13 protein-coding genes are annotated in these 12,878 nt (G+C 68.7%); 4 read left to right on the top strand and 9 right to left on the bottom strand.

Going from position 1 to position 12,878, the window contains the following annotated elements; genetic code table 11:
- Nucleotides 1-98: 98 nt before the first annotated feature.
- The 3 genes from SAOR_RS04930 (at nt 99) to SAOR_RS04920 (ending at nt 3,845) form a co-directional block, all read left to right on the top strand.
- Nucleotides 99-1,568 carry a hypothetical protein gene (locus SAOR_RS04930; RefSeq protein ID WP_123630463.1) on the top strand — a complete coding sequence of 490 codons (1,470 nt, stop codon included), beginning with the start codon at nt 99-101 and terminating at the stop codon, nt 1,566-1,568.
- A gap of 380 nt (nt 1,569-1,948) precedes the next feature.
- Nucleotides 1,949-2,737 (top strand): acyl-CoA thioesterase domain-containing protein, encoded by a 789-nt coding sequence (locus SAOR_RS04925; protein ID WP_123630462.1) that lies wholly within the window; start codon nt 1,949-1,951, stop codon nt 2,735-2,737.
- Nucleotides 2,738-2,858: 121 nt separating this feature from the next.
- On the top strand, nt 2,859-3,845 hold the full coding sequence (locus SAOR_RS04920) for a calcium/sodium antiporter (RefSeq protein WP_123630461.1): 987 nt from the start codon (nt 2,859-2,861) through the stop codon (nt 3,843-3,845).
- 59 nt (nt 3,846-3,904) lie between these two features.
- Here SAOR_RS04920 and SAOR_RS04915 read toward each other — a convergent pair whose 3' ends face one another.
- On the bottom strand, nt 3,905-4,153 hold the full coding sequence (locus SAOR_RS04915) for a DUF5062 family protein (RefSeq protein ID WP_123630460.1): 249 nt from the start codon (nt 4,151-4,153) through the stop codon (nt 3,905-3,907).
- 201 nt (nt 4,154-4,354) lie between these two features.
- Here SAOR_RS04915 and SAOR_RS04910 point away from each other — a divergent pair, with 201 nt between their 5' ends.
- Nucleotides 4,355-5,629 (top strand): cytochrome b/b6 domain-containing protein, encoded by a 1,275-nt coding sequence (locus SAOR_RS04910; protein ID WP_123630459.1) that lies wholly within the window; start codon nt 4,355-4,357, stop codon nt 5,627-5,629.
- A 164-nt stretch (nt 5,630-5,793) separates the two neighbouring features.
- On the opposite strand, the gene SAOR_RS04905 is transcribed toward SAOR_RS04910, so the two are convergent.
- From SAOR_RS04905 to SAOR_RS04875, 8 genes are all read right to left on the bottom strand, one after another.
- Nucleotides 5,794-7,005, bottom strand: a complete 1,212-nt coding sequence (locus SAOR_RS04905) for a glycosyltransferase family 2 protein (RefSeq protein ID WP_123630458.1) — start codon at nt 7,003-7,005, stop codon at nt 5,794-5,796.
- Nucleotides 7,006-7,221: 216 nt separating this feature from the next.
- The gene (locus tag SAOR_RS04900; RefSeq protein WP_123630457.1) at nt 7,222-8,388 is read right to left on the bottom strand and encodes a TolB-like translocation protein; all 1,167 of its coding nucleotides are present in this window, start codon (nt 8,386-8,388) and stop codon (nt 7,222-7,224) included.
- The gene (locus SAOR_RS04895; protein WP_123630456.1) at nt 8,385-9,365 is read right to left on the bottom strand and encodes a glycosyltransferase family protein; all 981 of its coding nucleotides are present in this window, start codon (nt 9,363-9,365) and stop codon (nt 8,385-8,387) included. Before SAOR_RS04895 ends, SAOR_RS04900 begins: the two co-directional genes overlap by 4 nt.
- On the bottom strand, nt 9,362-10,354 hold the full coding sequence (locus tag SAOR_RS04890) for a sulfotransferase (protein WP_185015558.1): 993 nt from the start codon (nt 10,352-10,354) through the stop codon (nt 9,362-9,364). The genes SAOR_RS04895 and SAOR_RS04890 overlap by 4 nt, the downstream gene beginning before the upstream one ends.
- Nucleotides 10,355-10,597: 243 nt before the next feature.
- Complete coding sequence (locus SAOR_RS04885; protein ID WP_123630454.1) at nt 10,598-11,374, bottom strand: hypothetical protein; 777 nt, start codon at nt 11,372-11,374, stop codon at nt 10,598-10,600.
- Nucleotides 11,375-11,419: 45 nt separating this feature from the next.
- Nucleotides 11,420-11,581: a hypothetical protein gene (locus SAOR_RS16765; RefSeq protein ID WP_185015557.1), complete on the bottom strand. Its 162-nt coding sequence runs from the start codon at nt 11,579-11,581 to the stop codon at nt 11,420-11,422.
- A gap of 289 nt (nt 11,582-11,870) precedes the next feature.
- Nucleotides 11,871-12,251, bottom strand: a complete 381-nt coding sequence (locus SAOR_RS04880) for a DUF2784 domain-containing protein (RefSeq protein ID WP_123591172.1) — start codon at nt 12,249-12,251, stop codon at nt 11,871-11,873.
- Between the two features lie 161 nt (nt 12,252-12,412).
- Complete coding sequence (locus tag SAOR_RS04875; RefSeq protein ID WP_123630453.1) at nt 12,413-12,799, bottom strand: hypothetical protein; 387 nt, start codon at nt 12,797-12,799, stop codon at nt 12,413-12,415.
- Between the last annotated feature and the right edge of the window lie 79 nt (nt 12,800-12,878).

The following is a 12,878-nucleotide window of genomic DNA, read 5'->3' as shown; positions in this document are numbered from 1 at the left end:
CCCCGACGAAACGCGCGCCGACCCGGCACCGGATCGCCCGGCCACTACTGCGACGGCGGCGCGCCGCGCGGAACCGGCCGCCCGACAGGATGACGACGATGACCGATGTCGCGCACAACGCATTCGTCTCCCGGCTGCGCGCACGCGGCGTGGACCCAATGCTGCGCGCCGATCTGACGATCCACGCGGTCGACCCCGTGCCGGTGGCCGTGCATCGACACGATATCGGCGTAGTCCGGGTCACCCGCGAGGCGCTGTGTTGTGCGGGCGATCCCGATCCCGCGCTGCCCCGGCTGGAGATCGTGCCCGAGGCGCAGTTGCCGGCCCGCATCGAGCTCCATCGACGCCGCGTCGGCATGGCGCTGGACGCGGCACTGACCGACCATCGCGCCACCATCGCAGAGCACGGCCACCTGCCATGGGCGGCCCTCACCGCCCGCATCGGCCACACGGTGATGAGCACGGTCGCCTGCCCGGACTGCGCCGGCACCACGAGCGATCCGAACACGGCCGATACCGGCACCGACCGCTGCGCGGTCTGCCGTGGCACCGGCCGTTACAGCCGCGGCGCCCGCCTGCAGGCCGTGCTGGCCTGCGCCGAACGCACGCAGGACATCTACTGCGGCGATCACGAGACTCTCGTCGGCCCCGCCGTGGAGCGCGAACTGAGCGACGGCGATCGCTTCGTGTTCACGGCGATCGAACTGCTGCAACCGGGGCGCTGGCGACTGGAGTCGACATACCGCCCGGAGCACATCCACATCATCGACGTCACTTTCGATGACCGGCGCATGCGTCTCGTGAGCAACGAGGCCGACGATACGCTCCTGACCGGCGCTGAACTCGTGGACGAGATCGCCACGGCGACCGCACGCGTCGAGATCGAACGCATCGAGACGATGCTCGACCGAATGGAACGCCGGCGCCGGTTCGTGCATCCGCGGCGAATTCTGGCAGACGTGAACGCCAGCGCCACGGGCCGGGGCATCACCGGCGCGCGAGTCGCGCGCGACGGGCTCATGCCGTGGCCCGAAGCGCATGCATCGCCGGCACGCGTCGACGGCCTGCGCAGCCGTCTCGCCGCCTTGATTCGCCGACAGCGTCGACGCCACGGCCAGCGCCTGGCGACCGGCCTGTTCAGCGGCGTACTCCTGCTCGGAGGCATGCTGGTCGCCGGTCTCGTGCTCACCGCACCGGCCCAGGCCGCGACGCTGCCACCGTGGTTCAGCGGGCCGTGGCCGGAGACCGGACGACGGCTGCTCGCCAGGCTGGGAGCGCACTGGTCGATCACCGCCGCGATGTTTTTCCTGAGCATCGCCGCGATCGAGCTGTGCGCCGCAGCACTGGAACACCGCAGCAGTCGTCGCACGGCGCGCCGACACACCTGCAGCGGCCCGGTGGCCGAGGCGCTCTCCTGCTATACCGCCAGCCGGGCCAGCATGGCCGCCGCCCTGATTCTGGCGCTGCTGGCCCTGTCGCTGCCCCACTGGGCACCCGCCGCGCTCGGCGATATGCTGCCGAGCTCGCCGACGATCTTCTCCGCCGCCGTGGCCACGGGTGTCGGCTAGGGCTGCCAACACTTCATACGAGCCCGCGCCAAGCGCGTCCTGAAAATCGACCATTGGCGGCAAGTCGCGGCGTAGCGCGTGCCGCGCAATCATTCTGCGCCAGCGCGCGACAACGCTGGATTGCCGCACCCTGGTCGTTTCGTGGGGCGCTTGTCCCGACGGGTTGGGCCGCCCATGAAACAACCATGGGCATTCTGCGGCGTTGCCAGTCTTGATCGTGGCGCGCCACGACCCGCGACTCGCGCCTTGCAGAACACGATGTGCGGTCTCCGACGCGGCGTTCGCAGGAAGTGTTGACAGGCCCAAGGCTGACGCCGTGCTTCGTGTGCGGCCGAAAACCGTGACAGCCTGTCCCTGCCCATTCGCCGACGCCAGCCCTCATGACATCGCCCCGTCCGACCGCCGTCTACGAGCGCGACGGTGCCCTATTCCAGCCCAGCGGCCTGGCGCGCGGCCCCTGGGATGAACGCGCCCAGCACGGCGGCGCGCCGGCCGCCCTCCTCGCCCATCTGGCCGAAGAGGCGACCGGTCCGGCGTTCGCCCTCGCCCGGCTGACCTTCGAGCTCACGCGGCCGGTGCCGATCGCGCCGCTGACGGTGCGCATCGACAGCGGGCGGGCACGCACGGCCCGACGCCTGCGCCTGGAGATCGAGCACGAGGGCCTCGTCATCGGCCGTGCGGTCGCCCTCATGATCCGGCGCACCGCGGTCGAGGTGCCGGCCACGCCCGATCGCCGGCTCACGCCGGCGCCCGCGCAATGCCGTGCCGGCTTCGAGACACCGGGCATGCCGGCGGGCGAATCCTTTCACCACGAAGCCATGGAGATCCGGGTTGCACGGGGCAGCACGCGAGCGGCCGGGCCGGCCGCGGCCTGGTTTCGCCTGCGCATGCCGCTGCTCGCCGGTATTGAGAACACGGCGACCGTGCGCGCAGTTGCCGCCGCCGACTTCGGCAACGGCATCAGCTGGGTACTCCCGGCCGACGATTTCCTCTTCGCCAACACCGATCTCACCGTCTACCTTCACCGGGCGCCGGAGGGGGAATGGATCGGCCTCGACAGCGAAACCATCACCGGCGCCGACGGCATCGGTCTGAACAGTTCGACGCTTTACGACAGCCACGGCCGGATCGGGGTCGCCCACCAGAACCTGCTAATCCGCCCGCGGTGACCACCGGGCACGAGGGCCGCCGGCGGAGTCGATGATGGTTCGCGCGGCGGCTGCTAGAGTGCCGACACCGAACGTCATCCGGGACTGAATCCATGAATCGTCGCCCCCATCGGTTCCCGTCATGCTGATGGCCGGGCTCGCCCTGATCGCCGGCCTGGCGGTGCTCATCTGGAGCGCGGAGCGCTTCGTCGACGGCGCGGTGGCCACCGCCCACCACTTCCGACTGCCCGGGCTGATCATCGGCACCGTGATCGTCGGCATCGGGACCTCGGCGCCGGAATTCGTGGTGTCGGGACTGGCCGCGTGGTCGGGCCAACCGGGGCTGGCGATCGGCAACGCCTACGGCTCGAACATCGCCAACATCGGGCTGATCCTGGGCCTCACGCTCCTGCTGTCGCCGATAATCGTGGCCAGCGGCGTCGTTCGCCGCGAGCTCGCCCTGCTGGCCGCGGTCACGCTGGGATCGCTGCTGTTGCTGCTCGACGGCACCATCGGGCGGCTCGACGCCGCTCTCCTGCTGGTGCCGCTGATCGGCTATCTCGGCCTGTGCGTCCGCCAGGCGCGGCGGCCGACCGAGCACGTGAGCGGGCCCGCCACGGCCGGCGTCGAAACCGAGCCGCCGACGCTCGGCCTGCGGGGCGCGGTGGCGTGGCTGATCGTGGGTCTGATCCTGCTCGTAGCGAGTTCGCGCCTGCTGGTCTGGGGCGCAGTGACCATCGCGACCACGCTCGGCGTGAGCGATCTCGTCATCGGCCTGACCGTCGTGGCGGTGGGCACGTCGCTACCCGAACTGGCCTCGTCCATCAGCGCGCTGCGCCGCAACGCCCATGACCTCGTGCTGGGCAACGTACTCGGCTCCAATCTGTTCAACACGCTGGGCGTGGTCGGTGTCGCCGGGCTGATCGCGCCGATCGACATCGAGCCGCTCGTCGTGCAACGGGACTGGCCGGTGATGATGGCGATGACGGTCCTGCTGCTGCTCTTCGCGATGCGCTGGCGCGCGCCGCGTGCGCGTCTCAGCCGCCTGGAGGGCGGCGTGCTGCTGGCGATCTTCGTGGGCTACACGACCTGGCTCGTGCTCGGCGCCCTGGCCGCTCCGGCGGGCTGAAGCCGCTGCGTCGCGCGGTCGAAGGCAGAAGCGGAACCCGCCGCGACCGAGATGCCGAGTCAGCCTGCCGGGTCCGGCTGTTTGGAGGCCCAGATCGCCAGCTTGTGCTGGATCGATTTCTGCGAGACCTGATCCTCCGGCAGCGGCTGGATGATGCCGTCGTGCACCAGCAGCCGATAGATGTACTCGAGCCGGTCGGCCGCGGAGTCGGTGGCCTCGAACTCGACCGCGCCGCGGCGCTCGCCGTAGTCCATGCCCAGCGCCAACGCCTTCTTGGTCAACGCCTTCTCGTTCTTGAGCTTTTTCATCGTCATCTCCCGAAGCGTTTGGGACCGCCCCGTCGCGACCACCCACATTGGGGCCGGATGCCCCGATGCGAGCGCCGGCCGCGACGGCGAGCCCCGCCGACAGCGGCGATCATCGCCACCGGCCGGGCAGCCGCTTCGATCGCCGCAAGCACAAACGCGGCATGGCTTGCGCGGATCGGGCCGGTCGGCCGACAGTAACGCATGAGCATGCAACGGGCCGAACGCTATACCGCCGTCGCCATCGTCCTGCACTGGCTGATCGCGGCCGCAATCCTCGGCAACATCGCGCTCGGCTGGTGGATGCGCCGGGCCGTGGAGGCATCCGCGACCCGCGCCCTTGCGGTGGAGGCGTTCCAGCTGCATAAATCCATCGGGCTGACGGTGCTGATTCTCAGCCTGCTCCGGCTCGCGTGGCGGCTGGGGCATCCGCCACCGGCGCTGCCCGCGGCCATGCCGCTCTGGGAACGCGCGGCCGCGCGGGCGACGCACGCACTGTTCTATGTGCTGATGATCGCGCTGCCGCTGACCGGCTGGCTGTATGTCTCCGCCCAGTGGCGCGGCGACACGCCCCTGCAGGTGCCCACGCTCTGGTTCGGGCTGTTCGAGGTCCCGCATCTGTTCGGGCTCAACGAACAAACACGCGCGTTTCGCGAGACCTGGGCCGCGACCACCGTCGACCTGCACACGTGGCTGGCCTGGAGCACGGCGGCGCTGGCCGCACTGCACGTCGGCGCCGCGCTCAAGCACCAGTGGATCGACCGCGATGCCGTGCTCACCCACATGCTGCCGCGGCCCGGCTGGCGCGTCGCACTCGCCTCCGGCATCGGCCTGATCCTGCTGGTGGGCGTCGGCGCGGCGCTGCTGCGCCCGGATACGACGCGTCAGGCCGACGCGCCGCGCGACAGCGACATCAGCGAGGGTGCCGATACCGCCGACAGCGGCGGTGCCCCCGGCGAATGGCGGCTCCTGCGGTCGGCAAGCGCGATCCGGTTCGCCGGCGAGCAGGGCGGCAGTGCCTTCAACGGCCGCTTCGAGCGCTGGGGCGTCGATGTCCGCATCGACAGTGACGCCGTGCCGGAGTCGTCGATCAACGCCACCATCGAGACCGCCTCGGCGACCGACGGCGTGGCCATGCACGATCGCACCCTGCACGAGAAGGAATGGTTCGACGTCGCCAATCACCCGGTCGCCACCTTCGAGAGCCGCGCGATCCGACCGCTCGAGGCCGATCGTTACGCGGTCGACGGCGTGCTGACGATCAAGGGCAACGCCATCGACATCCCGCCCCTGACACTGAGCCTGGACGACAACACCGCGACCGTCACCGGCCGACTCGCGCTGGACCGGGCCGAGGCCGATCTGGGCATGGCCTCCGATCCGGAGGGCGAATGGGTATCGCGCGATATCGAGATCCGGGTACGCGCGGTGCTCAGCCGCCGTGCCGCCGGGGACGCCGCATCCGGCACGGACGACTGAATCGCGGCGCGAGCCACCGCCGCCGGAGACGCCGGACGGAATCATCGCGTGGGCGACAAAAGGCCCGGCGCGACCGGATACCGGTCGCAGTGCGCCCCTCGCCACCCTCGAGCATCGGATTCGCAGCGGCGTCCGCCACCGGAACACGCCGCGACTCGCCGGACTCAGCCGCCTGGAGTCGAGGGCCGACAGATCCAGCCGACGCCGTAGCCGAGACACAGGCTCATCAGCGTCGGCGCGAGAACCACGACATCCCCGTAACGGCCGGCCCGCCATTCCCGACGCACGCTCCAGTAGGCCCCGCGCAGCAGCGCCGACAACGCGCCCCGGCGCGCATGGGCCAGACCGCCGAGAGTCCGGAAATACGCCAGCGGCGGTCGGGTTTCGCGGTTATCCACGTTGCCGAGTCTGGAGATATGCGTCCGCTCTTCCTCAGTGATACGGGCGTCGGCCGGGTCATGGACCGCACCGTAGAGCCGGAAATCCTCGACCGCGGCCTCGGGCAGGCCGTGAATCGACATGATCGCACCGCGCCGCAGTAGGGCGAGTCGTCGCTCGCCAGGCAGCGGCGACGCCTCGGCCGGACCGCCTACGTCAGCGCGCTGCGACGGCGGCAGGTACTCGGCGAGATCGAGCGTGGCCCGGACACGCCGATAGATCGTTTGCTGATACTGCCGCCAGACATGATATCGGCTGGCTTCGTCGTGGGCCGCGCCGCCGGCGCCCCGCTGACCGCAGTGCTGGCGGAATGCCCAGGTCGGCGCATCGATGCGCCCCGCCCGGCAGTGGCGTGCCAGTCGTAGCAGAAAATCGTGATCCTGGGATCTCAGCAGGGTTTCGTCGAACGATCCCACCTGTCGAAAACAACGGGTCGGGATCAGCATGCCCTGCAGCTGGGCGGGCACGAAATGCGACTCCATCAGCCACAGCAGGAAGGACTCGGGCGGGTCGGCCGGCCATTCCATCACGGGATTGGCCTGCGCGCCGTCGGTCGTCAGCGTGTGCTCGAAGAAATAGTGCGGGCTGTAGCTGAAGTCGTACTGCGGATTCCTGCCGAGGAAATCCAGATGCCGTGCCAGCGCGTCGGGCAGCGCGAGATCGTCATCGTCGAACAGCCAGATGTAATCGGTCCGAATCTCCGGGATGACGCGATTGAACGCGGCCGGACGCCCCTGGTTCGGCTGCCGGGCCAGATTGACGCGATCGCCGTAGGCGGCGACGGTCGCCGCCGTATCGTCGGTCGAGCCGTCGTCGATCACGTGGATCTCGTCCGGCACCCGGGTCTGGCCCAGCAGACTGTCCAGTGCCGCACCGATGAAGTGGGCGCGATTGTAGGTCGCCATGACCACCGCGACCGTCGGACGCCTTTCGCTCATGCCATTCCTTTCAAGAGTCAGTTCGCTCGGCCGCGGCCAGTGGGCCCACCACGCGGACTCCACCCAGCCGGAATCGATGGATCACGGTCGACCCGCCGTGATTCAAGCCCGCACCGCCAAACGACGGGCGAAGCCGCGGCAATCCGGGGGCGCAGATGCCGCGGCAGACGCCGGGCACGCGCCCCGGTCGCCCGATCCGCTCGCCGCGAGTCGTTCTCAATCCGAACCGTGCAGCAGATACAGCTGGCGTCCACCGTCATCGAGCGACGTCACCACGATTCTGCGGCCGTCCGGGCTCGGACAGGGGTGCAGGTCGCAGCGGAACGGACCGCGGCTCGGGCGATGGTTGCCGAAGCGCGCGATGCGGCGGGCGCTCGCGTCCGTCTCGTCGTAGACGCAGAGATCGATCTCCTCGGCGTAGGGCGTATCGAAGACGAACCGCCGCGTCGACCCCGGGAAATAGCGCACGTGCGCGTTGGCACCCAGCGCTTCGGGCGCGATCTGACGAATGCGCCGGCCTTCGGGCGCTTCGTCCGCGTACAGATAGAAACCGTCGCGCTGCCAGAAATACAGCGAACGGTTGTCGAGCCAGATCACGTGCGAGGTCGCGCTCGCGAGCAGACGCAGATCGCTGCCGTCGACGTTGCAGGTCAGACTGACGCCCATGCGGTCGTTCCAGCCGCCGCCGCGGGTGCGAAAGCGCAGCTTCACGGTGAAACGGCGGCCGTCGGGCGAGAGCTTGACGTGGTTGAACCAGTAGCGATAGCGCGACCGGGTGTGGCGCAGATAGGCGCGCCAGCCGATCCGCGACATGAGAAAGCGCACGGCGCGCCGGACCGACAGCACGAGCGTATCGCCGCCGTCGTCCAGCGACTGGCGCCAGACGCCGTCGCCGCGGGGCGCGCGCTGGGACAGCCGCGCGCCGCGACCGCCGGCGTAGCCGTAGCCGGGGCGCACCGCCTGGAGCCGCGCCATGTTCAGAGACAGCGTGAAGCGCCCGTTCGGGTCGACGGCGTAGCTGGGGCGGCCCAGCGTGCGCGTGGTGCCGCTCGCCAGGTCGTGCACGCGGGTGACGAAGGTATCGTCGTCGCGGTCGTTCCAGATGAGCGTCGTTCGACCGGGCACCCACTGCGCCATCGGCCCCTGCTGCCAGCTCCACGCATAGCTCGTGCCCACTGGGATCCAGCGGGCGTCGTCGTCCAGATCGATGACCCCGACCTCGACCGAATCGTCGGCCGTGGGCTGGCGTTCGGCAAACGTCACGCAGTGCGCGGCGACATAGCGGCTGGTCGAATCGAAGACGTTGATATCGTAATAGCTGTGCGTATGGAAACGCCCTTCGTCGGTGCCGTGGGTAAGTTGCTGCAACTGCCAGTCGGTCATGTGGACAATCTCTGTCGGATTCGTCGAGCGATATAGCGCGCGTCGTCGCCCCGCGCCAGCGCGGACGCCATCAGGCGGAGCATCCGCACGCGCCGACGCCAGCCGAGCGGATCGACCCGGTGGCGCGAGCGCAGCGGAATGTCGGCCAGGCGGATGCCGCCCTCGGCCTCCACGTAGTCGACCAGCTTGCGGCCGTACTCGGCGCCCGCGGCGCTGACGCCCGGCGTCGCGAGCCGGCGGCGCAGCGTCTGCGCCATCGACGCGGTCCATTTGAAGTGATGCACCCGGAACGGGATGAAGAACCTGAAGCGCGCGCGGCCGATCGCGGGAAAGCGCGCCAGATGCCGGTCGAACAGATAACGCACGGGTACGTCGCCGTTCTGCGGATGATGCCCACCCCGGCTCGGCAGAAGCTCGGCCTTCAGCAGCATGACCTTGATCGTGCCGAACCAGTCGTGATGCCGCCCGGTCCGGCCGACCGAGCACTGCACATCGCCCTGCAGGGCGAACGTCTGCCCGATCGGCTGGTCCGGGTCGACGTCGACCAGGCGACCGTCGGCGGCGATGCGATCGATGAACACGCCCTGCACGCAGTTGACGCCGAGTGCCTCGCAGTGCGCGATGATCTCGCCCAGTGGCGCGGGATATTCGTGGAACTCGTCCACGTCGGCGCTGACCACCCAAGCGTCGGCGGGCACGCGTTCTGTCTGCAGGTCGCGCCGTCGCGCCCACATGGCGTCACTGGTGTAGGGCCCGATCCAGACATCGGGGGCAGGCAGATGCCGGCTCTCGAGCAGCGCGCGAGCCCGCGCCAGGTTCGGTGAATCCGCATCGTCGGTATTGAGTATCAGATGGACGTTCTCGCGCCGGACGCCGAGCGCAAGATAGTGATCGAGGAAATGCGGCAGATGCGCGAATTCCGTATCGACCCCGATACAGCTGACGAGATGGATGGATCGATCATCGACCGCGCTCATGTCTCATCATAGCGATTGAGAAACGAGAATTCGCGCGTCAGTGCCGCCACGCGCGCCTGCCGGTCCTGGGGCCAGTCGAGCCGATCGCGGCTGCGGTTCGGCGTCCGCTGGACCAGACCACTGCAGGCCCGAACGTAGGCTTCATCGACCGGCAGATCGAGGAAGGCGAGCATCGAACGGATGGTGGCTTCGGGATCGGCCGTGAGGGCCTCGTGGCTCAACTCGAACCAGTGGGCCGGCGCCGTCCGGTGCTTGATGTCGGCGACCGTCCGGCACAGCGCGGCGTAGTCCTCGATCTGGGAATCCAGCGCGACATCGGCAATGCGGCCATCGGCCTGATAGGCGCGCAGCGCCGCGTCGAAATCCTCGGCCGCCACCGACGTGCGCAGTTCATCGTAGGCCCGGCCCTTGCGCAGCGACATGGTGGCGATGTTGTCGAACGGATTGCGCAGCACCAGAATCCATTTCTTCGCGGGCCGCGGCCGCCGGTTCAGCCGCTCCAGCAATCCCGGGTCCTGGGCCACGCGGCGCACCGCCTGATCGCCCTTCTTGTCGCCCAGCACCCGCAGCGGATCGACGCGCGTGTGCGCGCCGCCCGGCACGAGATAGGAGAATCCGTTCCAGCAGCGACCGTGACGCGTGAATTCGAGCGCCCTGCGGTCAATCAGCGAAAAGATCGCGGCCAAGGGCACGCCCTGGAGCAGCAGCCCCATGGCGTCCAGTTCGTGGGAGACCCGGGCCTGCGGATGCGCATCCAGAATCGAGCCGATCAACGAATGACCGGAGCGCGGAAACCCCGCGAACTGAACGAACGTCTCGACATCGGTGAGACGCCGGCGCGCCTTGAGCGCGTGCGCCGAAGCCTCGGCGAGCAGTCGCCATAGGGGTACGCTCTCGTGATGCCGGGATTCCCGCCCCTCGAAGCGAGGCACGGTATGGGTGGCCTGGGCGCGTCTTCGCAGCCCGTGATAGATGGTCTTCGCCTTCATCGTGTAATTCCCGGTTCGCGGTCTGCCCGCGCTGCGCCCGGTCCGCGTAAAAGCGCACAGGATAAACGCTTCCCGCGGCATCGGGGCAGGCCGCGGGCGCGATTCGATACGCTCAGGGCAGACGTTGCCAGAGCGCGCGCCGCGCCGGCGCCAGCGACCATGGCAAGGCCGGCACGCTTCATCGCCGGCCGGCGGGCGCCTCGCGACAGGTCAGCGTCCACGACAGGCGCCGCGAGCGACGCTTCATGCACGCGTATCTGCCGACACCATCGGCGGGCGGTGCACCAGATAGCGATACAGACAGATGAGCAGCGGCACCCAGATATAGACATGGACCGTCCATATCTTGGCGCTGTAGTTACCGTAGATCGCGGGCATCACGATGAATATGAAGGCAAATACAAAGGACAGGGCAGCACGTGGCGCATCCAGCTCGCGCCGGCCGCCGCGCAGCCGCCAGAGCAGCGCCGCGGCGCCGGCCAGCACCGTGAACAGTGCGAACTTGAGCACGAGATGGCCGGGATCGCGCTGATAGTGCTGCAGACTGTTGCCGTAGGCGACCAGCATCGGCGGCACGAGCCACGCCGCGCGTGCCAGCAGATGCCGGCCGGAGGGCGCCCGGCCGGCAGCCGCCCAGCACATCAGCGCGAACAGCAGATACAGGGCCGCCCCCAGCATCTCGAGCTCTTCCTCGACCATGCGGAAGTTATAGGCGACATCATCGCTCAGTCCGCCGATCTCGTTGCAATGGTTGGAGCACCAGTCGCCGATGTGTCCGGCCTGCATCGCCACGCCCGCGGCGGCGAGCACCCCCAGCAGCAGCCACTGCCGCCGCGGCCACAGCAGCAGAAGCAGACAGCCGCCGAAGAACGTACCGATCCACATCGGGTGACGCCCGATCACGAAGTTAACCTCGGCGGCGTACATCGCCAGCGCGAAGAAGCCGGCCACCAGCGCGAGCCATATCTGGTGGCGGGACGTGCCATGCAGATAGACGTCCACGAAGAGCATCATCGCCACCAGCGGAAACCAGTGGGAGACGACCTCGAAGAGTCGGTACTCGCCTTACGGCTTGCCCGTCGGCACATGCGCGGGTGCTTCGAAGTAATGCAGCACATCCAGCGTCAGGCCGTTGAGCCAGTCACGGCCGATGAAGCACAATACCACCACGGCCGCCAGCGCCATGACCAGATCCCAGCGTATGCCGCTGACATCGAGTCGATTCATCGTCACCCCGAAAAACGTCTCGATTCGCCGCACCGCGCGGCGGCTTGTGCATTACTTATCATGACCGTCCTCGGCCCGATCCCGTCGTGGAGTCACCCCGGTTCGACCGCCGTAGGCGTGATGGGATGAAACCGGCATGCGCCGGTACCCACGCGCATCATGTGACGTCAGGGGCACCGATGACCGCTGTAGCATACGTAACAGCCGGCGCCGACCTGGAGCCGTCATAGGCGCAAGCGATCCCCCCGCCCGAAACCGCGCAGTCGCGCCCGGCCCGAAGCGAATCGCGTCAACGCTTGCCGTCGCACGAGCGCCGGGCGCGGTAGACCAGCCACGCATAGAGCACGACATTGACACCGATCACGGTCGCGCCGATGAACATTTGTGCTGATCGTGTCAGCCCGGCCGGGTAGATCAGCGCCATCAGATAATGATCGATGAAACCACCGCTATAACCCGCCTGCCCGGCCGCTCGCCTGAGCGCCTGCTCGAGCGGCGTCAACGGACAGAGGCGCCCCGAAAACGACACATACGCCGCCCAGCAGGCGGCCGGCACGTGCACGAAGGCCAGTCGCGGCCAGGCCAGAGCCAGCACGCCGCCGCAGGCCACGAGCAGGATGAATGCCAGGTGGATAAGAAGCACCGCATCGGCGGTCAGCGCATACCACATGCCGCTCAGACCCCGGCACTCGGACGGCGTCGCGACGAGCCTCGGCCGCATTCGCCCCGAGCCACACGGCCGATACGCCGGACGCAGCGCCGGCGGCCGGTCATGGACGAACCGTCACGCGTGGCGTGGGTTTCATCGGCACCCCCCGTGGCACCGACGCATCACCGGGATGGCGCCGGCACCAGACGCCAGCCATCGGCGGTCTCGTTGAGCCGAAGGCGCCGGCTGACGACCTCCCGCTCGTCGCCGACGACCACGTCGTAGCGCACGTCCAAATCGTAGTCGCCGTGGTCGAGTTCGCGACTGTCCAGGATCTGGACATGTTCGACCTGCACGTCCGCCGGCTCCGGCGCGCCGAGCGACTCGATGAATGCGACACCGTCGGCACCGCCGAGCGTCTCGGCCATCGACCGCGCATGGACGATGCCGCTGCGCAACGAGTCCTCCACCAGCGGCTGCACATCGGCCGCTTCGGGCGCGTCGGAGCAGCCGGCGAGTCCGGCCAGCACAAGCGTGATCGACAGGTATTTCAAAGCCATTGTGCGCATGGGGCGACCGGTGGCGAAATGATGCAAGAGCTATAGCGAACCAACCGGTCGAAGACAAGCCGTGGCCGAAGCGGCCGAA

The organism is Salinisphaera orenii subsp. orenii MK-B5 (assembly GCF_003788635.1).
In the GTDB taxonomy this organism is placed as follows: domain Bacteria; phylum Pseudomonadota; class Gammaproteobacteria; order Nevskiales; family Salinisphaeraceae; genus Salinisphaera; species Salinisphaera orenii.
Note: the sequence above shows the minus strand (reverse complement) of the source record. Positions and strands in the feature narration are given on the sequence as shown.

What these genes read in the sequence shown, in the direction of transcription:
- SAOR_RS04930 (WP_123630463.1), top strand. Translation starts at nt 99, where the DNA reads ATGACCGATGTCGCGCACAACGCATTCGTCTCCCGGCTGCGCGCACGC.
- SAOR_RS04925 (WP_123630462.1), top strand. Translation starts at nt 1,949, where the DNA reads ATGACATCGCCCCGTCCGACCGCCGTCTACGAGCGCGACGGTGCCCTA.
- SAOR_RS04920 (WP_123630461.1), top strand. Translation starts at nt 2,859, where the DNA reads ATGCTGATGGCCGGGCTCGCCCTGATCGCCGGCCTGGCGGTGCTCATC.
- SAOR_RS04915 (WP_123630460.1), bottom strand. Translation starts at nt 4,153, where the DNA reads ATGAAAAAGCTCAAGAACGAGAAGGCGTTGACCAAGAAGGCGTTGGCG.
- SAOR_RS04910 (WP_123630459.1), top strand. Translation starts at nt 4,355, where the DNA reads ATGAGCATGCAACGGGCCGAACGCTATACCGCCGTCGCCATCGTCCTG.
- SAOR_RS04905 (WP_123630458.1), bottom strand. Translation starts at nt 7,005, where the DNA reads ATGAGCGAAAGGCGTCCGACGGTCGCGGTGGTCATGGCGACCTACAAT.
- SAOR_RS04900 (WP_123630457.1), bottom strand. Translation starts at nt 8,388, where the DNA reads ATGACCGACTGGCAGTTGCAGCAACTTACCCACGGCACCGACGAAGGG.
- SAOR_RS04895 (WP_123630456.1), bottom strand. Translation starts at nt 9,365, where the DNA reads ATGAGCGCGGTCGATGATCGATCCATCCATCTCGTCAGCTGTATCGGG.
- SAOR_RS04890 (WP_185015558.1), bottom strand. Translation starts at nt 10,354, where the DNA reads ATGAAGGCGAAGACCATCTATCACGGGCTGCGAAGACGCGCCCAGGCC.
- SAOR_RS16765 (WP_185015557.1), bottom strand. Translation starts at nt 11,581, where the DNA reads ATGAATCGACTCGATGTCAGCGGCATACGCTGGGATCTGGTCATGGCG.
- SAOR_RS04880 (WP_123591172.1), bottom strand. Translation starts at nt 12,251, where the DNA reads ATGTGGTATGCGCTGACCGCCGATGCGGTGCTTCTTATCCACCTGGCA.
- SAOR_RS04875 (WP_123630453.1), bottom strand. Translation starts at nt 12,799, where the DNA reads ATGCGCACAATGGCTTTGAAATACCTGTCGATCACGCTTGTGCTGGCC.